At 41.3% G+C, this 24,663-nt stretch carries 21 protein-coding genes; 9 read left to right on the top strand and 12 right to left on the bottom strand.

Translation table 11 applies throughout. The features are described 5' to 3' along the window. Positions 1-1,345, top strand: a 1,345-nt coding sequence (locus QZ574_RS12380; protein ID WP_297089896.1) for a phosphoribosylformylglycinamidine synthase subunit PurQ, incomplete at its 5' end; no start/stop codon positions are given. A 63-nt stretch (positions 1,346-1,408) separates the two neighbouring features. Here QZ574_RS12380 and QZ574_RS12375 read toward each other — a convergent pair. Further along, on the bottom strand, positions 1,409-1,957 hold the full coding sequence (locus tag QZ574_RS12375; RefSeq protein WP_297089895.1) for a DJ-1 family glyoxalase III: 549 nt from the start codon (positions 1,955-1,957) through the stop codon (positions 1,409-1,411). Between the two features lie 81 nt (positions 1,958-2,038). Then, positions 2,039-2,548, bottom strand: a complete 510-nt coding sequence (locus QZ574_RS12370) for a sigma-70 family RNA polymerase sigma factor (RefSeq protein WP_297089894.1) — start codon at positions 2,546-2,548, stop codon at positions 2,039-2,041. 307 nt (positions 2,549-2,855) lie between these two features. On the opposite strand from QZ574_RS12370, the gene QZ574_RS12365 reads away from it, so the two are divergent. Together QZ574_RS12365 and QZ574_RS12360 are read left to right on the top strand one after the other, a co-directional pair. Next, complete coding sequence (locus QZ574_RS12365) at positions 2,856-4,952, top strand: TonB-dependent receptor (protein ID WP_297089893.1); 2,097 nt, start codon at positions 2,856-2,858, stop codon at positions 4,950-4,952. Between the two features lie 148 nt (positions 4,953-5,100). Next, positions 5,101-5,526 (top strand): DUF5606 domain-containing protein, encoded by a 426-nt coding sequence (locus tag QZ574_RS12360; RefSeq protein WP_297089892.1) that lies wholly within the window; start codon positions 5,101-5,103, stop codon positions 5,524-5,526. Here the strand turns inward: QZ574_RS12360 and QZ574_RS12355 are convergent. Then, positions 5,523-6,062 (bottom strand): exonuclease domain-containing protein, encoded by a 540-nt coding sequence (locus QZ574_RS12355; RefSeq protein ID WP_297089891.1) that lies wholly within the window; start codon positions 6,060-6,062, stop codon positions 5,523-5,525. The two genes, QZ574_RS12360 and QZ574_RS12355, sit on opposite strands and share 4 nt — an antisense overlap. A 158-nt stretch (positions 6,063-6,220) precedes the next feature. On the opposite strand from QZ574_RS12355, the gene QZ574_RS12350 reads away from it, so the two are divergent. Together QZ574_RS12350 and argS are read left to right on the top strand one after the other, a co-directional pair. Continuing rightward, a complete protein-coding gene (locus QZ574_RS12350) occupies positions 6,221-7,519 on the top strand; it encodes an OmpA family protein (protein ID WP_297089890.1) in 1,299 nt (432 codons plus the stop codon). Positions 7,520-7,625: 106 nt separating this feature from the next. Continuing rightward, positions 7,626-9,416 carry an arginine--tRNA ligase gene (gene argS, locus QZ574_RS12345; RefSeq protein WP_297089889.1) on the top strand — a complete coding sequence of 597 codons (1,791 nt, stop codon included), beginning with the start codon at positions 7,626-7,628 and terminating at the stop codon, positions 9,414-9,416. Between the two features lie 226 nt (positions 9,417-9,642). On the opposite strand, the gene QZ574_RS12340 is transcribed toward argS, so the two are convergent. The 8 genes from QZ574_RS12340 to QZ574_RS12305 all read right to left on the bottom strand — a co-directional run bounded on the left by QZ574_RS12340 (position 9,643) and on the right by QZ574_RS12305 (position 18,708). Then, entirely contained in the window at positions 9,643-10,281 is a 639-nt protein-coding gene (locus QZ574_RS12340; RefSeq protein WP_297089888.1) for an MOSC domain-containing protein, read from the bottom strand. Between the two features lie 43 nt (positions 10,282-10,324). Beyond that, positions 10,325-11,059, bottom strand: coding sequence for a TerB family tellurite resistance protein (locus tag QZ574_RS12335; RefSeq protein ID WP_297089887.1), 735 nt, complete (start codon positions 11,057-11,059; stop codon positions 10,325-10,327). Continuing rightward, the gene (coaE, locus tag QZ574_RS12330) at positions 11,043-11,642 is read right to left on the bottom strand and encodes a dephospho-CoA kinase (RefSeq protein WP_297089885.1); all 600 of its coding nucleotides are present in this window, start codon (positions 11,640-11,642) and stop codon (positions 11,043-11,045) included. Before coaE ends, QZ574_RS12335 begins: the two co-directional genes overlap by 17 nt. A 3-nt stretch (positions 11,643-11,645) precedes the next feature. Continuing rightward, positions 11,646-12,635 carry a CdaR family protein gene (locus tag QZ574_RS12325; RefSeq protein WP_297089883.1) on the bottom strand — a complete coding sequence of 330 codons (990 nt, stop codon included), beginning with the start codon at positions 12,633-12,635 and terminating at the stop codon, positions 11,646-11,648. Positions 12,636-12,768: 133 nt separating this feature from the next. Continuing rightward, entirely contained in the window at positions 12,769-13,686 is a 918-nt protein-coding gene (locus QZ574_RS12320) for a DUF4249 domain-containing protein (RefSeq protein WP_297089881.1), read from the bottom strand. A 5-nt stretch (positions 13,687-13,691) separates the two neighbouring features. Next, entirely contained in the window at positions 13,692-16,043 is a 2,352-nt protein-coding gene (locus QZ574_RS12315; protein WP_297089879.1) for a TonB-dependent receptor, read from the bottom strand. Positions 16,044-16,264: 221 nt separating this feature from the next. Next, complete coding sequence (locus tag QZ574_RS12310) at positions 16,265-17,431, bottom strand: T9SS type A sorting domain-containing protein (RefSeq protein ID WP_297089877.1); 1,167 nt, start codon at positions 17,429-17,431, stop codon at positions 16,265-16,267. Positions 17,432-17,679: 248 nt separating this feature from the next. Beyond that, the gene (locus tag QZ574_RS12305; RefSeq protein ID WP_297089875.1) at positions 17,680-18,708 is read right to left on the bottom strand and encodes a LacI family DNA-binding transcriptional regulator; all 1,029 of its coding nucleotides are present in this window, start codon (positions 18,706-18,708) and stop codon (positions 17,680-17,682) included. Between the two features lie 121 nt (positions 18,709-18,829). Between QZ574_RS12305 and kduI the strand changes: the two genes are divergently transcribed. From kduI to QZ574_RS12290, 3 genes are all read left to right on the top strand, one after another. After that, positions 18,830-19,672, top strand: coding sequence for a 5-dehydro-4-deoxy-D-glucuronate isomerase (kduI, locus tag QZ574_RS12300; protein ID WP_297089873.1), 843 nt, complete (start codon positions 18,830-18,832; stop codon positions 19,670-19,672). Between the two features lie 74 nt (positions 19,673-19,746). Next, positions 19,747-20,544, top strand: coding sequence for a gluconate 5-dehydrogenase (locus QZ574_RS12295; RefSeq protein WP_297089871.1), 798 nt, complete (start codon positions 19,747-19,749; stop codon positions 20,542-20,544). A gap of 166 nt (positions 20,545-20,710) precedes the next feature. Then, positions 20,711-21,973, top strand: coding sequence for a DUF4861 domain-containing protein (locus QZ574_RS12290; protein ID WP_297089869.1), 1,263 nt, complete (start codon positions 20,711-20,713; stop codon positions 21,971-21,973). Between the two features lie 63 nt (positions 21,974-22,036). Here the strand turns inward: QZ574_RS12290 and QZ574_RS12285 are convergent, their stop codons facing one another. Beyond that, entirely contained in the window at positions 22,037-22,915 is an 879-nt protein-coding gene (locus QZ574_RS12285; protein ID WP_297089867.1) for a hypothetical protein, read from the bottom strand. Between the two features lie 228 nt (positions 22,916-23,143). On the opposite strand from QZ574_RS12285, the gene QZ574_RS12280 reads away from it, so the two are divergent. Continuing rightward, entirely contained in the window at positions 23,144-24,376 is a 1,233-nt protein-coding gene (locus QZ574_RS12280) for a spore maturation protein (protein ID WP_297089865.1), read from the top strand. The last annotated feature ends 287 nt before the right edge of the window (positions 24,377-24,663 follow it).

The raw sequence follows: 24,663 nt of genomic DNA, 5'->3' as shown, positions 1-24,663 counted from the left end.
CGGAAGTGCTTTTGCGCAATCAATCAATAAACTGGGACGTGTTGCTCCAACCGTTGCCGATCCGGAAAAATTTGTAACAGCATTTAATAAAGTTCAGGATCTTATCGAACAGGATCTTATTCTTGCCGGGCATGATGTGGCTTCCGGAGGTCTGATCACTGCATTGCTTGAGATGTGTTTTGCCAATGTAAAAGGCGGAATGAAAGTAGATGTAACTGCTTTTGAGGAAGAAGATCTGGCAAAAATTCTGTTGGCCGAGAATCCCGGAATTGTAATTCAGTGTGCAGATGGCGACGAAGTGAAAAAGCAACTGACAGAAGCAGGTGTTGACTTTCTGTCGTTAGGATTTCCTGTTCCTTACCGCAAAGTGAGGGTGATGAACCGTACCATTGAGGCTGACTTTGATATCAACTCCTTACGCGAGTTATGGTTTAAAACTTCGTATTTATTAGACCGCAAACAAAGTGGAGAAGAAAAAGCCCTTGAGCGTTACCAGAATTATAAAAACCAGGCTTTAAAATTTGATTTTAAAGATTTCACCGGAAAAGCTGCCGATTTAGGTATCGACCTGAAACGTCGAACAGCATCGGGAGTTAAAGCTGCCATTATTCGTGAGAAAGGTGTAAATGGTGACCGCGAAATGGCTTACGCCATGTACCTTGCCGGAATGGATGTGAAAGATGTTCACATGACCGACCTTATTGCAGGACGCGAAACCCTGGAAGACGTGAATATGATTGTTTTCGTTGGTGGATTCTCTAACTCCGATGTACTTGGTTCGGCAAAAGGCTGGGCCGGAGCTTTTAAATTCAACGAGAAAGCACGTGTTGCACTGGAGAAATTTTACCAGCGTGAAGATACACTGAGTTTAGGTGTTTGTAACGGTTGCCAGGTAATGGTAGAATTAGGCGTAGTTTATCCTGAACACAGTATTCAGCCCAAGATGTTGCACAACGAATCGGGCAAATTTGAATCGTCGTTCCTGAATGTTGATATTCAGGATAACAAATCGGTGATGTTGGAAAATATGGCCGGCATGAAACTCGGAATCTGGGTGGCACACGGCGAAGGTAAATTCTACCTGCCGTTTAACGAAGATCAGTACAATATTCCGATGAAATACAGCAACGAAGGTTATCCGGGTAATCCTAACGGATCGCACTTTAACGCTGCCTCATTGTGTTCTGATGATGGTCGTCATTTGGTAATGATGCCTCACCTGGAGCGTGCTTTCAAACCGCACCTTTGGGCAAATTATCCTGCCGGCAGAAAAGCCGATGAGGTTGCTCCATGGATTCAGGCTTTTGTAAATGCCAAAAACTGGATTGAAGAAAAAACGAAATAAGTTAGTTTGAGATATAAAAAAGCCGCTTCATAAATTGAGGCGGCTTTTTTGTTGTAATATTTTTTACTGTACAATCATTTTAGCACCCAGTTCATTGGCAACTTCTTTTCCCTTAAACTTTTCCACAATTTTTAAAGCAAAATCGATAGCAACACCGGCACCTTTTCCGGTAATTATATTTCCTGCTTCCTCCACTGCCTCTCCGGTAATAATTGCCCCGTGTAATTCATCTTCAAATCCCGGGTAACAGGTTGCCTGTTTTTCTTTCAGCAAACCCAGGTTGCCAAAAACCATCGGAGCTGCACAAATAGCTGCCAGTGGCTTTTTCATATCATTAAAATTTAAGATTTGCTCACGTAGGCCGCTGTGAGCTTTTAAATTTGCCGCCCCCGGCATTCCGCCCGGAAGCACTATCATATCGATGTTATCGTAATCCAGGTCTTCAAACAAGGTATCGGCTTTCACGGTGATTTGGTGTGACCCGGTAACTTCCATTGTTTTGTTCATCGAAACAATTTCTATATCCAAATCGGCACGCCTTAGCACATCGATAATACTTATAGCTTCAATTTCTTCAAATCCTTCGGCTAAATGAACCGCAATTTTCTTCATGGTAAATGTTTATTTTTTCAAAAATAAAAAAAGGTCTTCAACTTGAAGACCTTTCCAAAAACCAATTCACTTTCTCTATTATTAATTTTCTGCGTATTCGTTCAATGCTTTTTCCAGCTTTTTACGCGTGAAAAAGATGCGACTTTTAACCGTTCCCAATGGCAAATCCAGCTCTTCGGCAATTTCTTTGTATTTATAACCGTCTAAAAACATTGTAAACGGAATGCGGTATTCATCTTCTAAAGCATTGATGCTCTTGTTTATCTCTTTCGAGCTGTAAAATGAATCCGGAGCAGGATAAACTTTATCTTTTGAAAACATTAGATGGAAATCGTTGTTTGAACCATCAAAGGTGTTCTTTGTTTTAACATTTCTACGGTAATCATTAATAAAGGTGTTCTTCATAATGGTGTATATCCATGCTTTAAAATTCGTGTTCTGTGTAAACTTATCACGATAGGTTAATGCTTTCAGAAAAGTTTCCTGCAACAGGTCGTCAGCCTTTTCCGAGTCGGCAGTTAAACTTAAGGCATAGTAGTGTAATTTGTCGCTCAATCCGAGCAAAGCGTTATTAAATTGAATCTGAGTCATGGCGCGTTATTTTTAATTTGTCTAAACAAATTTAAGACAAAGTCCTCCCTATTTGCAAATAAATGAAGCAATAAATTGGTTGATTCTTTCTATACGATATAAAGATTCTCTATTGTGTGTAAGGTGTTGATTGGTTAAAAGTTACGCAAGGCTTTGTTAACTCTTTGTTTCGGTCGATAGTTGATTTTGGAAAGCCTCGTGTAAACCAATTTAAGTTGTATATTTGCCTCCCGAATTTATGGATGATTGAGTCGATTCGAATAAATCGATTTTCTTAAAACCCATATAAATTCAAAAAATTAATACAATGAGAAATGTAAAGTTAAACCAGAATGCGCAATCCGTTTTAACTTTCAGAAGGTGGGGAAGAAAAAATTATTCTTCATTTCTCACTGTCCGAAAACAAGTTGTTATAGCAGTTTTATCGGTTATTTATTTTATTTCAGCACCGGTAATCTCAATGGCAATTGTTCAGGATACTTCTGAAGTTAAAATGGAGTTCGACCTTGATGAGATTGAGGTTAGTGCGCAACGAACGCCTGCTTTGTATTCGCAGGTGGCACGGATTGTTTCCGTGATTGAGAGAAAAGAAATTGAGACGGCACCGGCTCAAAGTGTTCAGGATTTGTTGGAGTACATTGCTGCCATTGATGTACGACAACGTGGTACCGAGGGAGTGCAAGCGGATGTAAGCGTTCGCGGCGGTACTTTCGACCAAACCTTAATCTTGTTAAATGGCATTAATATCACCGACCCGCAAACCGGCCATCACAATTTAAATCTTCCGGTAAGTTTAGCCCAGATCCAGCGGATAGAAGTTCTTCAAGGACCAGCAGCACGTGTATACGGGCCCAACGCTTTTTCGGGGGCCATAAATATTGTTACACGGCAAAGTGCTTCTAGCGAGGTAGAAGCAGCTGTATCGGGTGGAAGCTATGGTTATTTTGATGGAAACCTTTCGGGAGCATTTTCTACGGGTAAATTGCAGCATCTGCTGGCATTTAGCGGAAAAAGGTCAGATGGGTATATTAACAATACCGATTTTAACGAATTAAACGGGTTTTATTCAACCCGGCTAAACACCACCAAAGGAGTGTTGAAATTCCAGCTCGGGATTTCTGAAAAAGGTTTTGGTGCCAACAGCTTTTATACGCCCAAATATCCAAATCAGTATGAAGCTACCAAAACATTGTTTGCTTCGGCAAAATGGGAAAGTCAGGGTACTTTCCATTTTAGTCCGGCAACCTATTACCGAAGGCACCAGGATAGATTTGAACTTTATCGTACCGATAAATACAAACCAACAAATGACGGTTACTACACTTGGGGAAACGACACCATGCCGGGCTGGTACTCTTCGCATAATTATCATTTAACCAAGGTTTATGGTACCAACTTAAATTGGTGGGTAAAATGGGCAGCCGGAAAAACAGCATTTGGTGTAGAGTTTCGGTCGGAAGAAATATTTAGTAATGTATTGGGCAACGAAATGGATAGGCCTATTGATGTTCCGGGTGAAGATGCTCAGTTTACAAAGTCAGACGAGCGAGAAATTATCTCCGGTTTTTTAGAGCATGCCTTGTACCGCAATAACTGGACTTTTACTGCCGGACTGATGACCAATTATATTTCGGGGAGTGATTTGGGAGTGAATGTGTTTCCAGGAATTGATGTGAGTTACAAAGCCTCTGACGCAGTTAAACTTTACTCCAGTTACAATACATCGTTACGCATGCCAACATTCACCGACTTGTATTACGATGGTCCGTCGAATATTGGAAACCCCGATTTGAAACCAGAAAAATCAGCAACTATAGAAGGGGGAGTAAAGTATAGTTCGGACTGGATTAGAGGGCATGCTGTTGTTTTTTATCGCCAGGGGAAAGACATTATTGACTGGGTAAAAGAAAATCCGGACACCGAAATCTGGCAGCCGCAAAACCTGACCGAAATTAATAACCTTGGAACCGAGATTCAGGCACAATTGCTTTTACGAAATAAGTTTGGGAAACAATTGCCAAACGTACAAATAAGCTATTTATATAATAATGTAGAGAAAGTGGATGCAGATTTTGTTTCGAATTACGCATTGGATAACTTAAAACACAAGTTGGTGAGCTCGTTTAGCCAGCAACTGGCCAGTGGATTAACATTCGATTTACGTTTTGTTTTTCAGGACAGGGAAGGAACGTATACGCTTTTTGAAAATAAACTGCCGGTTGAGGAGGTAAACTACGAAGCTTTTGCCGTGTTCGACGGAAAATTAAATTACCAGCAAAAAAAGTATTCAGTGTTTGTTTCGGTAAATAATATTTTTGATAAAGAATACAACGATATTGGCAATGTTATTCAGCCGGGAAGGTGGTTTAAAACAGGCATTATTTATAAAATAGGATTTAATTAAATTGTTTTAACGCTTGGTTTAAGTGTTTGTAAATTAATATTTTGAGCCGGGAGTATGCAAAGTCTTGCAGGCTCCCGGCTTATTACATCGTAGGTTCGGCTTTTCGAAAACTGTAAAAATTGTATCTTCGCCGAAAATTTAGATAGTCATGTTAAAAGGGATATTAGCAATTTCAGGACACTCGGGACTTTTTAAAATGGTTGCCGAAAGTAAAAACAGCATTATTGTAGAATCGTTAGATACAAAAAAACGTATACCAGTTTATTCTACCGCAAAAGTATCGGCATTGGAAGATATTGCCATTTATACCTACGAAGGAGACATCCCTTTGAAAGATGTTTTTAAATCTATTTCAGACAGCGAAAATGGAGGTGCAGCTATTTCTCCAAAATCTTCGGGAAATGAGTTAAAAGCATATTTCGAAAAAGTGTTGCCTGATTACGATCAGGAACGTGTTTATGTTTCCGATATCAAAAAAGTATTGTTGTGGTATAACGCTTTACAGGAAAAAGATATGCTCGATTTTTCGGAAACCGAGGACGAAGAAACAACAAGCGAAGAAACAGCTGATTAAAACAATTTGTAGTTGTTAACTGCTTTCGGATTACCCAGTAAATCACTTCGGTCAACCAGCATATTAAATAACTTTGCAGTGGCAAGCGCATCGCCGGCAGCGCGATGCCGGCCATTGATTTCAATTCCGAGTTGAGCGCATAACTTCCCAAGCGAATACGATTGGTACCCGGGCAAAAGCTTGCGCGATAACTTAACCGTACACATGGTTTTTCGGTGGTAATCGTAGCCTAAACGTCTGTACTCTTCCTGTATAAATTTATAATCAAAACTAACATTGTGGGCCACAAAAGTTCTGCCCATGGTCATTTCTACAATCTTTTTGGCAATCTGGTAAAACTTAGGAGCCGATTTTACCATGTGGTTATCAATTCCTGTCAGTTCTGTAATAAAATATGGAATATCCATTTCCGGGTTAATCAGTGTTGAGTACGAGTCGGTAATTTCCTGCCCGTTGTGCTGATAAATGGCAATTTCAGTAATTTTACCGTTTTTATAGCTCTGTCCTGTGGTTTCTATATCGATTATTGAAAACAAAATGTTTTATATTTTGAATTTATTGCGCTTTAATGTTTAAATTTGTTAAAAAATATTATTAAGCATAAAATTAAGGGCAATAACTTTTTTTGATACATGGAAATTAATTTCTAAATTGCCCATAGAATTCAACAAAAAACAAAAATAATTTCAAAACTATGAAAAAATTTACTCTTTTCTTTTTTGCCCTTGTTTTGATGATGGGTTCAGCGATGGCTCAAAACTCTGATAACAAATGGGCTATTGGTGTAGGACCTGGTATCGACTATAACCTTGAAAGTGAAAATACTGGCTTCCTGGCCGATTTTTACATCAGTCGATACTTAAGTCCCCGTTTCGACCTGATGCTTGACAACAGACTTTCTTTTGACGAGCCGGGTATTGACGTATTTAATACCTTGTTAAATCTTCGTTTAAAATTATACAACGAAGACAATGCTGTTCAGCCATACCTGTTTGCAGGTCCGGGTATGATGTGGGATAACCTGGAATCAGGTATTAATTTCGATGCCGGTGCCGGTTTGAAATTCCCGGTTAGCGACAATACTTCGTTATTTGTAGCTGCTTCTTACGTTAAAGGTATTGAAGGAATGAGAAGTGTTGACGGTGTTGGAGCCACAGTAACCGACGACCATATTATGGTAACAAGTGTGCTTGAATTTGCACTTGGAAAAGCAAAAGATTCTGATGGCGATGGCGTACCGGATAGAAAAGACGAGTGTCCGAACACACCTCCCGGAGTACAGGTTGATGAAAAAGGATGCCCCATTGACTCGGATGGTGACGGTGTTCCTGATTACAAAGATGAATGTCCTGATGAGCCAGGAAAACCTGAATTGGCAGGATGTCCAGACAGAGATGGTGACGGTATTGCTGATAAAGATGACGAGTGCCCGGATACTCCTGGATTAGCAAAATTCAATGGATGTCCTGATACTGACGGCGATGGTGTTCCAGATCACAAAGACAAGTGTCCTGACACACCAAAAGGTTGTCCGGTTGATGCTGATGGATGTCCGCTTGATTCAGATGGTGACGGTGTAATCGACTGCGAAGACAAGTGTCCTTCTGAAAAAGGACCTGCCAGCAACGATGGTTGTCCAGACTGGGCTGATATCACTATCCCAACCATTTACTTTGATTTTGATAGCGACAAGCTGAAACCTGCAGGTATGGCTGAATTGGATAAGTTAGCTGACCAATTGAATGCGGCTAAAGAATACGACATCGTAATTGGTGGTCACACTTGTAGCATCGGTGCTGAAGGTTACAACATGAAACTTTCAGAAAAACGTGCACAAGCCGTTGTTAAATACTTATTGAAAAAAGGTGTTAACAACGCTTACGTTGGCTCAAATAACTATGGCGAAACTAAACCTGCTGTTCCGAATACAACTATTTCGAACAAGCAGAAAAACCGTAGAGCAGAATTTGAAGTAGCAAAAATTCGTAAGTAAGGTTTATTTAAATATTTAGGAAAAGCTCAGTCGTAAGGCTGGGCTTTTCGTGTTTATAGGGCTTAAAGTGTTATATTTGCGGTCTCAAAAAAATAGCAGCTTAATTATGAGTATTGAAAGTTTAATTCAGAAAGGAACCGTTGAAGCGTTAAAAACTTTATACGGAGCAGACATGCAGGAACAACAGGTACAGGTTCAGAATACCCGTAAAGATTTTGACGGCGATATAACCGTTGTGGTTTTTCCTTTTTTACGATACTCAAAAAAAGCACCCGAACAAACAGCCGAAGACTTGGGAAAATACCTGGTTGAGCATATCGAAACGGTTGAAAACTTCAATGTTATAAAAGGATTCTTAAACCTGGAGATTAGCAAAAATTACTGGCTCGACATTTTAAAAACCGGGTATACCAATACTGAATTTGGATTTACACCGGTAGCCGAAAACAGCGAGTTGGTAATGGTTGAATATTCATCGCCCAACACCAATAAGCCGCTTCATCTGGGCCACATCAGAAACAACCTATTGGGCTTTTCAATTTCAGAAATTCTAAAAGCCAACGGCAAAAAGGTGGTAATGACAAACATTGTAAACGACCGTGGTATCCACATTTGCAAATCGATGTATGCCTGGCAACAATGGGGTAATGGTGAAACTCCTGAAAGTACTGGAATGAAAGGCGACCACCTGGTTGGAAAATACTACGTTGAATTCGACAAACATTATAAAGCCGAAATTGCAGAGCTGGTTGAAAAAGGCGTTTCGAAAGAAGATGCAGAAAACCAGGCGCCATCGATAATTGCTGCCCGCGAATTATTGCGAAAGTGGGAAGCTAAAGATGAAGCAACTGTTGAGCTGTGGAAAATGATGAACAGTTGGGTATACGCAGGCTTCGATGTAACCTATAAAACGCTGGGAGTTGATTTCGATAAGATCTACTACGAATCAGATACCTACCTGATTGGAAAAAAGGAGGTGTTGCGCGGCCTTGAAGAAGGTACTTTTAATCAACGCGAAGATAACTCGGTGTGGGCCGACTTAACTGAAGACGGACTGGACCAGAAAATTCTTTTACGCAGCGACGGTACCTCGGTTTATATGACCCAGGATATTGGTACCGCCAAAATGCGTTTTAACGATTACCCCATTGATAAAATGGTTTACGTGGTGGGTAACGAGCAAAACTACCACTTCCAGGTATTGGCTATTTTACTGGATAAACTGGGTTTTAGCTGGGGGAAAGATTTGTACCACTTCTCGTATGGCATGGTGGAGCTGCCATCAGGAAAGATGAAATCGCGCGAAGGAACCGTTGTTGATGCCGACGACCTGGTAGAGGGCATGGTTAAAGTAGCGCGCGATATGTCGGCAGAGTTAGGAAAATTGGATTCATTGACTGGAGAAGATGCCGAAAATACATTTCGAATGATTGCCCTGGGTGCATTAAAATATTTTATACTAAAAGTTGACCCACGCAAAAATATGATGTTTAACCCCGAGGAGTCGATTGACTTTAACGGAAACACCGGCCCGTTTATTCAGTATACCTATGCACGTATTCAGTCGGTGCTGCGAAAAGCTGCCAACCAGAATATATCAATAAATACTGACCTTGCCTTAAGCGCTCTTTCATTAAAAGAAAAAGAATTGCTGAAACGCATTTCATTATTCCCGGCAGCTGTGCAGGAAGCCGGCGACAACTACAGCCCGGCCATAATTGCCAACTACTGTTACGAGTTAGTAAAAGAATTCAACCAGTTTTATCACGATCATTCTATTTTAGGCGAAGCCGATGAGGCCGTGAAAAATTTCAGACTGGTGCTGGCTTCGGCAGTTGGGCAGGTTGTTAAAAACGGCATGGGGCTGTTGGGTATCGAAATGCCTGAAAGAATGTAGTTTAAAACTCAGGAAATAAGAAAGGAGGCCATCTTCAAAGCCTCCTTAATGTCTTTTGCAATTTGATGTTGCACTTCTGATTTAATGGTTGAAAAGAGGTTTGCACTTCCTTCCTTGTCCACTTATATATTCTGTAAAAAGGGGGAAAGGTAACCCCGGAAGTGTTGATTTCAGTGCTATTTATAACAATTCTAACTGAATGGCCAGCTAATTCTTCTGCTGGTAATTACATGGCGTCACTCCAGCGTTTAAGCAAATCGTGTCTGCAACTCTCTGCAATAAAAGGGTCGTTTACAGCTGTTTTAACAAGTGCATTGTATTCAGCAGCATAGAGCAGGGAATAGACCTCGAAAATTGAAAGTGCGGTCTTTCTCTCTACCAATTGCATGGAATCACCAGGTTTTACATGGCCATTTCTCAGAACCCGCACATAAATCCCGGAAAAACCGGATTCTACAAATTTGCGTACAATCTGATTATCCGGAATACGAAATTCGAGCTTAAAGCAGGGCTGGCGGGGTTGTGTTACCTGTATCAACGCTTCGCCAATATTATAGGTGTCGCCGATGTTGGTCTCTTTTTCATTGAGACCTTCAACAGTAAGATTTTCGCCAAACATTCCCCAGGGCATTTCCAAATCAGGGTACTTTTGCTGCCAGTAGTTGTAGTGGTCGGCCGAATATAAATAACAGGCTTTATCAATGCCCCCGTGGTATTTTCGGTCCATCACATTGTCATCAACCACATCTTCTGTTCCGAGGTAAATACCCGAATTCACCGAAAATTTATAGAGGCCGGTGGGAACCTCCTTGCCCTTCCAACTAATGGTTCGGGCCTCAGCTATGTTTGTTGAGATGATTTTCATTATTCGAATTTCGAACGAAGTGAAAACTACGACTGGCTACTACTTAAGCTATCTTCCGTTCTTTTTTTATGTTTTCGTAGGCCTGGTTTACTTTCTGAAACTTTTCTTTGGCTGCATTCTGCACTTCTTCGCCCAGATTACTCACCTTGTCGGGGTGGTATTTCATCGCCATTTTCCGGTACGCTTTTTTCAGTTCCTCGTCGGTAGCCGAGCGCTCAATTTCCAGAATTTTAAAATCGCCATCGGTATTCGGAACAAACATGGCCTGAATTGATTCAAAATCGGCGTTGCTTATGCCCATCTGGTCGCAAATATGGGTAATCAGTTTTTGTTCCGAGGCATCTACCTGCCCGTCGGCTTGTGCAATTCCAAACAGGAAATGAACCAGCTGCAAACGTGCAGAGTAATTCATATTGGCTTTAATCTGGTTACACACTTCGTTAACCGGAATGGTTTGATTGAGCAGGTCGCGCAGCATCTTTATGGCTTCCTGGGCTGAATCTTCGCCAAAGTTGTGTACCATAAATTTCTTTACATAGTCGAGTTCCGATTTTAACACTTTGCCATCGGCTTTCATTACGGCAGCTACCAGCACCAGCAGGCTCATAACATAACCACCTGTTGTTGTGCGCGACGAATAACCACTTGTTGCACCATGTTTTACGGCCTCTTTGCCGCCATCAACCATTGCGCCAACTGCAAAGCCTAGAATTGCGCCCAGTGGGCCACCAAATGCCCAACCCAGGCCTCCGCCTATCCATTTACCAAATTTTGCCATGTTCTTTTAGTTGTTTATCAATTTTTAAAATTTGTGGAATAAGCAGGTTTTTATCGTTGGTAACCAGTTCCACATTTGCCAATGGCCGTTTTTGTTCGTCGGTCCATTGTTTGTTTATTCTTTCTTTTACTATTGCTGCGCTTACCTTGTCGCGCTTCATTACCCGTTCAATGCGCACTTTTTCTGGTGCCGATATCAGAATGTTATAGTCCATCATTTTGTAGAAGCCGCTTTCAAATAAAATGGCGGCCTCGTGAATCACGTATGGACTTTCCTGATTTTCGGCCCAGCTAAGAAATTCCTGGCGAACAACCGGATGGATTAAATTATTTACTTTCTCCAGTTCAAGTTGATTATTAAAAATTATGCCAGCCAGCTTTTTTCGGTCAATTGTGCCATTTGAGGTATAAATGTCGGTACCATACCAGTCAATTAGTCGGGTTTTTATATCTGCGTGGGTATTTACAAGTTGTTTGGCCCACACATCGGCCTCGAAAACCGGCGTACTAAGTTGTTTAAAAACGCGGCAGATTACCGACTTCCCGCTTCCAATTCCTCCTGTAATGCCAATTTTCAATGCCATACTTTAATAGGTTTCAATAAGGTATTCAACCGATTCGGGGGCGAACCTGCTGATTTGGACAAAGGACGGTTTATTACTGATTTTAACGGGTAACCTACTTTCGTTATCACTTATGGCCTGGTAATCAATAACTGCGCGGAAATTGGCAGCTGAAATATTGTCGAATTCGCTTAGGCCCACAAGGCAGGTTAGCGTCAGTTCCGAAGGAAAAAGTTTTATGTTTATATCAGCAGGTTTATTAATCACCTGAATGGGCAAACGTAGCTGTTTTTCGGTATATTTCTCTACTTCAATTTGCAAGAGCACTTCTTCCGGAATAAGTGATGTGTTTTCAGGGTGTACGACTTTGATATTGCGATTAATGTTTGCATCAAGTTCGTTAAACGTTCGTTCCTCGGTAAATAGGTGGCGAATGGTATCTACCACTGAGGCCGGCCCCGTTATTTTTACTTCTGCCGGTTTTAGCAGCACCGGGTTTTTGTAATTAAACTGTGGTTTAAAATTAACAGAAAGATTCGCTTTTACCGGGATAGTTTTGGTTTTCAAACTGTCGAGCTTAATGCGAATTACATCGGGATTTACCTGTTGAAGTTTTATTTCGTTGCTGATTTGGCTTGAAATACGCCGCAGTAAGGAACTGCTGGGAACCAGGAATTCTCCACCATTGGACTCCAGGTTTCGGGTAATATTACTCAGGTTTAAAATAATGGGTGAGTAGGCAAAGCTTAGTTTGTGGCGCAACAAGGTAAAACCATGAGCATCAACCTTTAAATCGAGTTTTTCGGGTGGTTGGTTGGCTAAAAACTGATGGCTGGGCGGACTAACATACCGCACCGGGTACGAAATGGTTGTGGTATAGTCTTTTTCAAGAGCATTTAAAAACCAAAGTACGGTGGCAATGAGTAAACACACCAAAAAAATAACTACACGTTTGTCGTTTTTAAGTTGTTCTACTTTTAAATAAGTCGATATTTTTTCAATCTTATTGTTCATTTTGGGTAAAGCAGCAAAATTAACGAAAAGTAGCAATTAATAGCGACATCAAAAACGAAGCTTGCAAAAATCCTTTTACAAGCTTCGTTTTTGGTTGTTTCTAATTTTAAAAAACAGGTTTAGCCACTTTAAATTAGTTTTTTGGAACACTGGAAATAACCGGAGTGTAATTTGATTCGTCGATAATTACCGGGTTGCCAACCGAAATATCGCGAGCAGAGAACAGACCCAAAACCCGTTTACCATCGCTTGAGTTAAGGTTGCCCGGTATATTTGCAGGCGGAACACTAAAGGGACCTCCGGCCCATGCCTGGTCGCTCATTCCCCAATAAAACTTGTAAGCTTCTTCTGATATCGATAACTGGTGTACCACCACCGTATCGCCGGTGTGAAGTATTTTATCTTCTTCTTCGTCTTCCCAGTCAAGCATAATCAGCATATCGTAAATGTAATTTCCATCCACCAATTCATCGCTGGCAAAGGCCAGGTCTTCGCCACTATATAATAAATTGCCATTAATGTAAATGTCCCATTTGTAATAATGTCCCAAACCCGGAGTTTCCTGCGAGTTAATGTAAACTCCGAGGTACTCGAAATTTCCTCTGTCGCTTAAATTTACTTTTACAGTATCCAGGTTTTCTACTTGCTGCAAATATTCCTGTGCGGTAATTACTGTTCCATCGCTTGTTGTAACAGTCAGGGTGTAGGTTCGTCCCGGAACACCCGGATAAGTTACGTCTTCGGGAAGTAAATAAATGCCTGATGCACCCTGTTCTTGCAGGATAATAGTATTTGGTGTAGCTGCATCATCGGTAAGCATGACCTGGGCATTGCTGATGGCCGGGTTTTGTGCGGTTTGGTTAACAGGCAGGGTACGCTCAAGTTTTACGTAAACATTGTTTTCAATGTTGGTATTTATATAAGCTTCAACCGAAATCAAGTCGATATCTTCATCGTTTAAGTTCACATCAACCACATCTTCGCAGGAAGCTAAGGCTAAAATCACGAAAATGATGATGATAAGTGCTTTTAATAGTTGTGCTGTTTTCATAGCTTTTAAAATTTAACGTTGTAAGTGATGGATGGGATAGGAGCTCCGATTATCGACAAGCGAACAAATTCCGTTTGGTTGGGATTGCCTTCGTTGGCCTCAGGAGTTATCGAATAGGCATTTCGGCGGCCATAAACATTGTACACCGATACGTTTATTGATTGCTTAAAGCGGCGATTTACATTCTTTTTAAAATCGTAGGTAAATGATAAGTCGAGGCGGTTGTAATCGGGAATGCGGTTACTGTTGCGGGCCGAATATTCGTATACCTGGTTACCCTGAATATTGTATTTTGCTACGGGGTATGAGGTAGGATTCCCGGTGGCGTAAACAAAATTGGCTGCAAAGTTCCAACGGTCGTTTAACTGGTAGCTCGATACCAGGGAGATATCATGTGTGCGGTCGTACGACGATGGATAAGGATTGCCATTGTTTATCCCCTCAATCTCGCGGGTTGTTTCCGACCAGGTGTAACCCAGCCAGCCCGTAAGTTTTCCTTTCGACTTTTTTACCAGCATTTCCAACCCTTTCGATTCGCCCGTTCCGTGCAGCAGCTCGGTTTCAATAGCATCATTCAGGAAAAGCTCGGCGCCTTCAATGTAATCCAATACATTTTGCATGTCTTTGTAGTACACCTCAAGCGATGTTTCCCAGGTGTTTTGCTTAAAGTTTCTGAAATAACCAAGAGATACCTGGTCTACCTTAAGCGGCTTGATGTAGGTGCTTGATGGTAGCCAGATGTCAAGCGGAGTGGGTGATTGTGTGTTGGAAATGAGGTGCAGGTTTTGCACCATGCGGTTGTACGATCCTTTTACCGAACTGTTCCGGTCGAGGGTGTATTTCATGCTTAAACGCGGTTCGAGATGTATAAAGGCATCGCCAATTTTATCCATACTGCCATAGCTGATAGTTTCAATAATTTCATCTTTATCTGGTTTGTCAGGGTTTTGGTAAATATTTACTTCACCTTTTCCAACCTGCTGGAAATGACTTAAACGCAGGCCATACTGCACCGAAAACCGTTCAGATATTTTTTGTTCGTTCGACAGGTAAACGGCACTCTCAATGGCATTGTAGTGCGCCAACTCCATATTCGAAAACATGGATTGATCACCGTTGGTGGCAATTTTTCCGGGACGAAACTGGTGTTTAATGGCGTTGACACCAAACTTCACGGTGTTCTGTGGGTTCGGGAACCAGGTGAAGTCCGCCTTACCGTTGTAATCTTTTATCCGCGACGACCAATCAAAATTGTCTGCATTATCGCCCGGAACCCCCAGGTTATAGTCATAATTTGAAAAAATAGCGGAAATATTCATAAACAGTTTATCGCCGAAAATATGATTCCAGCGTGCGGTTGCCGTAGCATTTCCCCACTGCATGTACATTGATTCGCCCATCTCAAAAACATCCTGGCCCATGTACCCCGACAGAAAAATGCGGTTGTTGTTATTAATCACGAGGTTCGATTTGCCATTTAAATCATAAAAATAAATGGTGTTGTCAACCAGGGCATCTAATCCTACAGCTTTGCCCAGTACATCGTAATAGGTGCGCCGGCCGGCCAATAAAAAGCTCCACTTGTCTTTAATAATAGGCCCTTCAAGTGTTAATCGGCTTGATAGGTTTCCAATACCTCCGTCAAAACCGAATTGTTTGGAGTTGCCGTCTTTTTGCCTGATATCGATAACAGAAGAGGCCTTTCCGCCATATTCGGCAGGAATACCGCTTTTGTACACCTGAATATCTTTTATAGCATTGGAGTTAAAAACTGAAAAGAAACCCATGAGGTGCGAAGCATTGTAAACTGGAGCTTCATCGAGTACCATCAGGTTTTCGTCGGGGCCCCCGCCACGCACATACAACCCTGAACTGGCTTCGCCGCCACTCTGAATTCCGGGTAGTAGTTGAATGGTACGAATAATATCTACCTCGCCCATAAAAGCCGGAAGCTTTTGAATGGTTTTTACCGGTAGCTTTTCCATACCCATTTCAATACGTTCAACATTGGCATTGGCTGCTTCGCCACGTACAATAACTTCTTCCATTAAGGCAGTTTCTTCGCTTAACGAAAGCGAAACATTTTGGCTTTCAGTAGCGCTAATTCTTTGTTTAATGGTTTCGTAACCAATAAAAGAAACCTGCAGGGTGTAGGTTCTGCCGGCCGGAATAGTGAGCGAGTAAAATCCGTAGGGATTAGAGGCGGTGCCCTGTTTAAGTTCTTCAACATAAACCGTTGCACCAATCAAAGCCTCTCCGTTCGAGGCATCTTTTAGGTAACCACTTAAGGTAATGTGTTGTGCTTGTACTGCAACTCCCAAAAAAAGGAGCAGGAGTAACATGTTTGTTTTCATCATTTTTTGGCTTTCGTTTTTAATTGTTTTTTCAGAATGTTCTGGCCAAACATTCTTATTGTTTTCTGACTTGCACAAAAGTAGTGCATCTTATTTTTCTGCTTTTTTAAAAACGACCAACATACGCTATGAATCGACTAAAGGTACTTTTTGGTCTTTTTATTAATATGCAAATAAGGACAGCTGAAAAAGTAGAGGGTTGCAAAAACGATTAAAAAAAGTGATTAATGCTGAATGACCAGCTTTTGGGTGTGTGAAAAGACATCGGAGGTGGCTTTTAAAATATAAGTTCCATTTTGCAGCTTGGATGTTGGAACCAAATCATTTCCATGGCTGGTTTGATGTACCATCTGCAATTGTCCTTTCATATTGAAAATCTGAATGTTAATCTGTTGCTTGTATGTTAGTTTTGGATGGTAAAGTTGGAAAGAATGAAGGACAGGATTTGGGTAAGCGTAGCCTTCCTGAGCGGTAAAATGGCTGGTGAAATCGCGCCAGTCGCGAATACCATTTTGATTTAAGTCGCCAAGAATACAACTGCTTGCAATCGGATTAGTGAGGTCGTTGCCTTTAAAAACGCAATCAAAAGCATCATCCAGCCCATCGTTGTCGGCGTCCGAGAAAAGGAGTTGAATATCCGGCCGGCCGTCTTCGTTAAAGTCAAAAGCTTCAGTAAGGTCGCTGCGGCCGTCGGCATCCGAATCACGGTCAAGCATGTCGGGCACTCCGTTTTCATCGGTGTCAACCGGTCGGTAATAAATGCCTCCCATTTCAGGGTCATAAGCATCATCCCAACCGTTATTGTTGGCATCAATTCCCGATGGCGGAATATAATTGTGTTCGTCCTGCCATTCTATGTTGTCGGTAATCCCGTCGTTGTCGCTGTCAATATCGAAATGGTTGGGAATGCCATCATTATCAGAATCCAGGTGAAAACCTTCGGCACTGTCAGGCAATCCATCGTTATCATTATCCAAATCAACTTTGTCTTCAACCTCGTCTAAATCGCTGTTTTCAATAATTTCGATATAAACATGGGCCAGTGCAATGTATTCAGCCTCGGTAACTTCTTTAATGTAATATTCAAATTGAATTTTACCACTGTAAAGTTTAGGTAATTCGAGGCTGAAATTACCATCGTCATCCATTTGCAGGTAGGCCTCTTTTGGTGATTCGGCAAAGTATATCTGAATTCTGTCGCCGTTAGGATCGTAATCGTTGAGTAAAACATTGCCTGTTAAGGTGAGCCTGTTTTTGGCAATGTGAATAAAAGTGTCGTTTTTTGCCACCGGAGGAGTACTTTGTTCTAAGGCTGTAGTTTTTAAATTTGGAGCTGCGTATACCCCAATAAAAGCTAAAACAAATAGAACAAAAAGTAAGCCCTTCTTCAATATTTTACCCTTAGTTTTCAATGTGTACTTTTATACTATCAAAAATACGGCACATTAAGCCTGGTAACACATATTGATTGCCTAAAATGAATGAAAAAGTTGTTGGTTTTGTGGGGGTTAATGGCGTAAAGGGGTATAAGAATTTGTCTCAAAAAGGGAGTGGAACGACTAGTTTTTGTTTCAGAAAAACTTGTTTGACTGTAAGCTTTTACCTATAATAAAAATGTTTAATATGTTTATAATACAGTCTATTGTTTTGTGGCAGAGGAGCTTCTAATAATTAATTCCGTATCCATCGTTATGGTTTGGTAGGTTTCAGCTTGTTTTTTATTGTTAATCTGGTTGATAATCAATTCTGCTGCTTTTTGTCCCATCTCAAAACCCGGTTGTTTTACGGTGGTAATTGCGGGTGTAACCAGTTCTGAGTAGGGTTCATTACTAAACCCAACAATCGCAATATCTTCAGGTACGCGTATGCCTTTTTCTTTTAAATAAATGATCGAACTTAAAGCGGTTGTGTCGTTGGCACAAAAAATAGCATCGGGTCTTATTTTCTGCACCAACATCTTTTTTATGGCCCTTAATCCGTCTTCGCGCGTAAGGCTGTTATGAAGCACATAATCGTTATTAATTTCCAGCCCGGCGTCGGCTAAAGCCTGGCGATACCCGTCTTCGCGTTTCGAATAAATCTGAAGGGTTAGGGGGCCGGTAATGTGTGCAATGCGGGTTCTTCCTTGCTCAATCAGATGTTGTGTGGCCCGGTAGGCACCTCCAAAATCGTCAACAACTATCTTGTGTGCTGGTATTTCCTCAACAATACGGTCGAAAAATACAATTGGCGTGTGTCGTTCGGCAAAAGGTTTTAAATGATCAAAGGTTTTTGTTTGCATCCCGATAGACAGGATGAGCCCGTCAACCCGATTGGCAAACAAGGTGTGGGCAATGGTACTTTCTTTTTCAAAATTGTCGTTTGACTGCGAAATGGTAACAGCAAAACCTTGTTTATAGGCAATATCCTCAATACCTGAAATAACCGATGAGAAAAAGTGCCGGTTGATTAGTGGAACAATTACGCCGATGGTGTTGGTTCGCTTTGTTCGCAGGTTGGCTGCCATTACGTTGGGGCGATACCCCATCTCGGCTGCCGTTTTTTTAATTTTTGCCCGTGTTGCTTCACTAATTAAAGGGTTATCTTTTAAAGCCCGCGATACGGTAGAGGCTGAAATTTTCAGCTTTTTAGCAATATCGTGTATTGTAGTTTCAGGTTTTTGCACCATTATTGTCTTGTTTGATGGCAAAGTTAAGATTATTTTTTAATCAATGCAATCGATTGCATTTTGCTTTTTTCTCCTTATATTTGTTGAGGTAAAAATCATAAAAAATATAAATTCAAATAATATGGCAACAATTTATGAAAGCAGGTACGCTTATCATCCTGAAGATTTTAAAACGTACGACACCGAAAAAATAAGAAAAGAATTTTTAGTTGAAAACCTAATGGAAGAAGGCAATGTGCGCCTCGTTTATTCTTCTATTGAACGTTACATTGTTGGCGGAGCAGTTCCAACAACCGAAGGCCTTCCGCTGGAAACCATTGATCCGTTGAAAGCAGCGTATTTCTGCGAGCGCCGCGAAGTGGGTATCATTAACGTGGGGGGCACCGGAAGTATTGTTGTTGACGGAACTGAGTATAAAATGAATTACAAAGACGCTCTGTACATTGGTAAAGGAAGTAAGGATGTTGTGTTTAAATCAAATGACGCAACAAAACCGGCGCGTTTTTATTTCAACTCGGCACCGGCACACAAAGAATATCCAACCAAGCAGGTAACCATGGATGATGCCAACGTGCTTCACCTCGGAAGCCTTGAAACATCAAACGAAAGAAACATCAACCAGTTACTGATAAACGGAGTGGTAGAAACATGTCAGTTGCAAATGGGAATGACTGAATTAAAAACAGGTAGCGTTTGGAACACCATGCCTCCGCATCAGCACGATCGCCGGAATGAAGTTTATTTTTATTTTGAAGTACCCGAAAATCAGGCAATTTGTCATTTTATGGGGCAACCACAGGAAACCCGTCATTTGTGGATGAAAAACGAACAGGCAGTAATTTCTCCTGAATGGTCGATCCACTCGGCAGCAGGTACTTCAAACTATATATTTATTTGGGGTATGGCCGGTGAAAACCTCGACTACACCGATATGGATGTAATTCAGCCACAAGAGTTAAGATAAATTGGCCGGGCGCGAAACGGTGTAATAGGTTTGCGTTTTCAAACAAAGCAATCAATCAACAATAAATTATAAAAATGATACAAGAACTATTTAGTTTAAACGGAAAAGTAGCCCTTATTACCGGTGGAACACATGGTATTGGAATGGCCATTGGAAAAACCCTGGGACAGGCAGGTGCTAAAATTTGCATCAACGATATTTCAGACGAAAAACTGGAAGAAAGTAAGGCCGAATATGCCAAAGCCGGCATTGATGTATTTACGCTAAACTTTGATGTAACCAATGAAGATGCTGTAGATAAAGGTATCTCTCAAATTGAAAAAGAAGTGGGCGATATAGATATTCTGGTAAACAATGCCGGAATCATCAAACGTATTCCGATTTTGGAAATGCCGGTAGCCGATTACAAACAGGTAATCGATATCGACCTGGTGGCACCACTGATTGTTGCCAAACGTGTAGCTCCAAAAATGATTGAAAAACGTTCAGGAAAAATCATCAACATGTGTTCGATGATGAGCGTATACGGACGTAACTCGGTATCGGCCTATGCTTCGGCAAAAGGTGGATTGAAACTGTTAACGGCCAACATGTGTTGCGAATGGGCTAAATACAATGTTCAGATTAACGGAATTGGCCCGGGGTACATTGCTACAGCGCAAACTGCTCCGATTCGCGAAGGCGGCCATCCGTTTAACGATTTGGTAATGACCCGTACACCGGCAAACCGCTGGGGAGAGCCTGAAGATATTGGTAACGCTGCATTGTTCCTGGCATCAAACGCTGCCAATTTTGTTAACGGACAGGTGTTGTACGTTGATGGTGGTATTTTAGCCAACTTTGGTTACGTAAAAGGCGAAAACGATATTTAATTATCATATTAATTACAAAGAGTGTGTCTGAAAAGCATCCTAGAGTATAGGGGTTTTTCTGATACACTCTTTTTTTTGAAACCTCAAAAAAAAATGGCAGGAATCGGCAGCTTTGCTAATCCTGTTTTTTCCCGATAAAATTGAAAAACTATAAAATCTTGCAAAAATGAAACAACTCTTCTTTTTTGTGTTGCTTGCAACAGCTTTAATCGCTTGTAAACAAGAACCTGTATTGGTGCTGAACAATAATCTTGATGTGGAACGACAAGATGAAATTGTTGTACTATCGCGGTCGGAGGTAGACGCAAAAATAAAATTGGAAGCTAATGAATTACCTGTTTTTCATAAAAACGGAGAAGCAGTGCCTGCCCAAACCGATGACCTGGATGGCGATGGTTTGTGGGACGAAGTAGTATTGCTCATTAATTTTCAGCCGGCAGAAACTGTAGAATTACAAATTGGCGCCGTTAGCAAAGAAAATTATCCGCTAAGCGAGAAAAGAACCAATTTGCGTTTGGGAATTAAACAAGACGACGGATCGTTTAAAGAAGTGGATAACTACAAAGCTATTCCGCATACCGAGCCGTTTAAAGTAATTGCACAGGGAGAAGGGGTTACCTGGGAAAATGAGAAAATTGCTTTTCGTGTATATTTCGATTGCCGTAATGTAAAAGACCTTTTCGGGAAACGCAAGCCGGTTATGGTAGCCGACGATGTGCACACACCCGGTTTTGGCAACTACCACGAACTGGCCGACTGGGGCATGGATGTGCTGCATTGTGGAAGCTCGCTGGGCTCGGGTGGCATTGCCATCCTGAAAAATGATTCGTTGATACGCCTGGGGTCAACCGCCGAATTTGAATACCAGAAAATTGTAGAAGGACCGCTTCGTTCGATATTCGAATTGCGCTACTCGGGCTGGGATGTTGATGGGGAAGATATGCAAGCCACCGAGCGCATTACCATATATCCCGGGAAATACTGGTTTGAATCTGATGTTACCATTAACGGTTGCTCGGAAGACAACCAGGTGGTTACCGGTATTGTTACCTCGCAGCTAACAAACGAACCTTTTCAGTTTGAAGCAGGCGATTTTACCTGCATCGGTACGCATGATGTACAGTCGTTAAACAACGATGAATTGGGAATGGCCGTTCTTGTTCCGGGCAAGGAAACCGGAAAAATTGGCCGTACTACCGATATTAATTTCTTTAAAAAAGGTTTTGTAACTGTTCAGGAAAAAGGCTTTAGCAACATCATTTCCGAAACCTATTTTATTGGTCAGCACTGCCAGGATGCTGTGCCGGCAAAACATTATTTCTTCTCGGTTTGGGGCCTCGATAAAGAGCAGTGGAAAACTGAAGAGGGATTCAGGAAATACATTTCAGAAGAAGCAGTGAAGCTTTCAACTCCGATTGAGATATTGTAAAAAAATTGCAGCTACTCACAAAATGGGTAGCTGCAATTTTTTTATTCAGGTATTTCGGCTGTTTTAAATAAACAGCACCTGTATCCATCCTTGTATGATTTCCCCGGTCTCGGGGTCGAGCTGTGAACCATACATGCTGTGTGGGATTGAATACACGATTAGCATTACAATTGACGCTACTATGGTATACACAGGGCGCGCTTTTTTTCGGTTCATGGCATATGCCAAAATCCAGAATATAAAGGCAAGAAGTGTTTTGTTATCGGTTAAATCCCAGGCAAAAGGTATACCTGCCCATGCTTCTCCAAAAGCATATAACTGAACTACCGGGCCCAAAATCATTCCACCAATAAAAAGGGCAATAAGCGTAATAGTGGTATAAAACTTAAAACCTTTGTTTTTAAATACCGCCATTATGCCTGCCAGGTTGCCCAGTAACATGGCAAAAAACATAAAGAAAATGTGCGGTGCCAGTACCGACGAAGGAACAGCACCTTTAAAGCGTATCACAACCGGTTCCTCTTGTAAATAGGTAGTGGTACCATTTGTATCGGTAATTTCAAAATAGTACTGAATTTTTCCGGCTGCCGGTTGCTCCGGAATAGGGGCGTACCAGCCTTCTTCTTCTGTTATTTTGAATAGAGTGTTCATAAGATACGAATCAACCGGTTTTACCTGATAAGTAAAATCAACAGGGAGGTAGGGATCGTTGGTGAGGTAGCGTTTGTAAAAAAGTTTGGCGGCAATGGTGGTGTCTTTTATGGCTAAATGAATATTGGTGCCACTTCCTATTTCAATGCTTCGTACCAATTCCACATCGTGGGATGTTTGGTTGGTTTCAATGGTCATTTTTTTATCGTAGGTTGGTCCGGTTTTGCGCTGGTATATTATTGCTGCCAGTGTTAACAAAATTGCAAAAAGCCAATAAAATACTTTTTTCATTTTAGCCTGTTTTAAATTTATTACAAGTATAAAAAGGATTTTTCAATTAATTGTTCAGCAAAAACAGTCTAAAGCACCTCTGCTACCTCATAAATTTTCTGTGGCTTAGTGCGGCATTAATTTGTTGCACGTAAAAACTTGACCTATCTTTAATGCCGTTCGAAAGAATAGAATTTTTGTGGTAATTTTCGGGTATTCAAAAATGTACCTGCTTGGTAATACTAAAGAATGGCACTTAACTATATTTTCATATTTTTCTTTGTAGCAGCATTTGTAATTGCCCTGGCACGCCTCGTATTTTTAGGCGATACCCAGGTTTTTTCTGAAATGGTGCAGGCCACTTTTGATATGGCTAAAACCGGATTTGAAATATCGCTTGGTTTAACCGGGGTGCTAACCCTGTGGATGGGAATTATGAAAATAGGGGAGAAAGGCGGCATTGTCCATGTGTTTTCAAAGCTGATTGGTCCGTTTTTTAATAAACTTTTTCCGGAACTGGGGAAAGAGCATCCGGCCCATGGCTCTATTCTGATGAATATTGCAGCGAATATGCTTAACCTTGATAATGCCGCCACGCCAATGGGACTGCAGGCCATGAAAGAAATGCAGGCTACCAATCCCAATAAAAATACTGCATCGAATGCACAAATTATGTTCCTGGTATTAAATACCTCGGGACTTACGCTTTTACCCATTAGTATAATGGTTTACCGGGCTCAACTGGGAGCCGTTAACCCTTCTGATATTTTTATCCCAATTTTGCTGGCTACTTATTTCTCAACCATTGCCGGCTTAATTGCCGTTGCTTTTTACCAAAAAATTAATTTGCTGGATAAAACTATTCTTGCCTATCTGGGCGGTTTAACCGCAATTATTACCGGAGTAATCTGGTATTTCTCTACACTGGAAAAAGACCAGATTACCGAGGTGTCGGGTATTGTAAGCAATTTTATTCTGTTTACCGTAATTGTGGCCTTTATACTGATGGCCGTTTGGCGCAAGGTAAACGTGTACGAAGCGTTTATTGAGGGCGCGAAGGATGGTTTTAAAACGGCTGTGAAAATTATTCCGTACCTGGTGGCTATTTTGGTGGCCATCGGCGTTTTTCGGGCTTCAGGTGCTATGGATTGGGTGGTTGCCGGGGTAACCTGGGGCTTTAATCAATTGGGAATAAATGCCGATTTTACTCCGGCATTGCCCACCGCTTTAATGAAACCCTTAAGTGGTAGTGGGGCACGAGGCATGATGGTTGATGCAATGACCACCTATGGTGCCGACTCGTTTGTGGGGCGCGTGGCCAGTACCGTACAGGGAGCTACCGATACAACATTTTATATCCTCGCTGTTTATTTCGGAGCGGTGGGAATAAAAAATACCCGCTATGCTGTTGTGTGCGGCCTGATTGCTGATTTTGTTGGAATTATTGCTTCTATTTTGCTGGCCTACCTGTTTTTTTATTAACCGTTATTTACCACTTCTCAAACTTTATCAGTCCTTTCCCTGAAGATGTAACGGCTGGAGCCAATCTATGAAAGGTAATTGGTGCTGTTGAAAGACAAGTTGTTGGTGTGTTGCGTGCTGAATCGGTATTTTAGCATAATGTGATTTGAAAGCTCCAATTAAGCCATGAATTCACTCGTTCGATATTGGTTATTGATTCGCTTTGCAGAAAAAGAAATCCTTTCCGCACTTCTAAAAGTGTATTCCGCACCAGTCGAAATTTATTCCGCGTTGCTTTGAGCGTGTTT

The sequence above is a fragment of the uncultured Draconibacterium sp. genome, from assembly GCF_913063105.1.
GTDB lineage: Bacteria > Bacteroidota > Bacteroidia > Bacteroidales > Prolixibacteraceae > Draconibacterium.
Note: the sequence above shows the minus strand (reverse complement) of the source record. Positions and strands in the feature narration are given on the sequence as shown.

Coding starts and splice junctions, on each gene's coding strand:
- kduI (WP_297089873.1), top strand. CDS start 18,830: ATGGCAACAATTTATGAAAGCAGGTACGCTTATCATCCTGAAGATTTT.
- QZ574_RS12305 (WP_297089875.1), bottom strand. CDS start 18,708: ATGGTGCAAAAACCTGAAACTACAATACACGATATTGCTAAAAAGCTG.
- QZ574_RS12350 (WP_297089890.1), top strand. CDS start 6,221: ATGAAAAAATTTACTCTTTTCTTTTTTGCCCTTGTTTTGATGATGGGT.
- QZ574_RS12280 (WP_297089865.1), top strand. CDS start 23,144: ATGGCACTTAACTATATTTTCATATTTTTCTTTGTAGCAGCATTTGTA.
- QZ574_RS12335 (WP_297089887.1), bottom strand. CDS start 11,059: ATGGCAAAATTTGGTAAATGGATAGGCGGAGGCCTGGGTTGGGCATTT.
- QZ574_RS12375 (WP_297089895.1), bottom strand. CDS start 1,957: ATGAAGAAAATTGCGGTTCATTTAGCCGAAGGATTTGAAGAAATTGAA.
- QZ574_RS12370 (WP_297089894.1), bottom strand. CDS start 2,548: ATGACTCAGATTCAATTTAATAACGCTTTGCTCGGATTGAGCGACAAA.
- QZ574_RS12360 (WP_297089892.1), top strand. CDS start 5,101: ATGTTAAAAGGGATATTAGCAATTTCAGGACACTCGGGACTTTTTAAA.
- argS (WP_297089889.1), top strand. CDS start 7,626: ATGAGTATTGAAAGTTTAATTCAGAAAGGAACCGTTGAAGCGTTAAAA.
- QZ574_RS12295 (WP_297089871.1), top strand. CDS start 19,747: ATGATACAAGAACTATTTAGTTTAAACGGAAAAGTAGCCCTTATTACC.
- QZ574_RS12320 (WP_297089881.1), bottom strand. CDS start 13,686: ATGAAAACAGCACAACTATTAAAAGCACTTATCATCATCATTTTCGTG.
- QZ574_RS12340 (WP_297089888.1), bottom strand. CDS start 10,281: ATGAAAATCATCTCAACAAACATAGCTGAGGCCCGAACCATTAGTTGG.
- QZ574_RS12285 (WP_297089867.1), bottom strand. CDS start 22,915: ATGAAAAAAGTATTTTATTGGCTTTTTGCAATTTTGTTAACACTGGCA.
- coaE (WP_297089885.1), bottom strand. CDS start 11,642: ATGGCATTGAAAATTGGCATTACAGGAGGAATTGGAAGCGGGAAGTCG.
- QZ574_RS12365 (WP_297089893.1), top strand. CDS start 2,856: ATGAGAAATGTAAAGTTAAACCAGAATGCGCAATCCGTTTTAACTTTC.
- QZ574_RS12325 (WP_297089883.1), bottom strand. CDS start 12,635: ATGAACAATAAGATTGAAAAAATATCGACTTATTTAAAAGTAGAACAA.
- QZ574_RS12315 (WP_297089879.1), bottom strand. CDS start 16,043: ATGATGAAAACAAACATGTTACTCCTGCTCCTTTTTTTGGGAGTTGCA.
- QZ574_RS12290 (WP_297089869.1), top strand. CDS start 20,711: ATGAAACAACTCTTCTTTTTTGTGTTGCTTGCAACAGCTTTAATCGCT.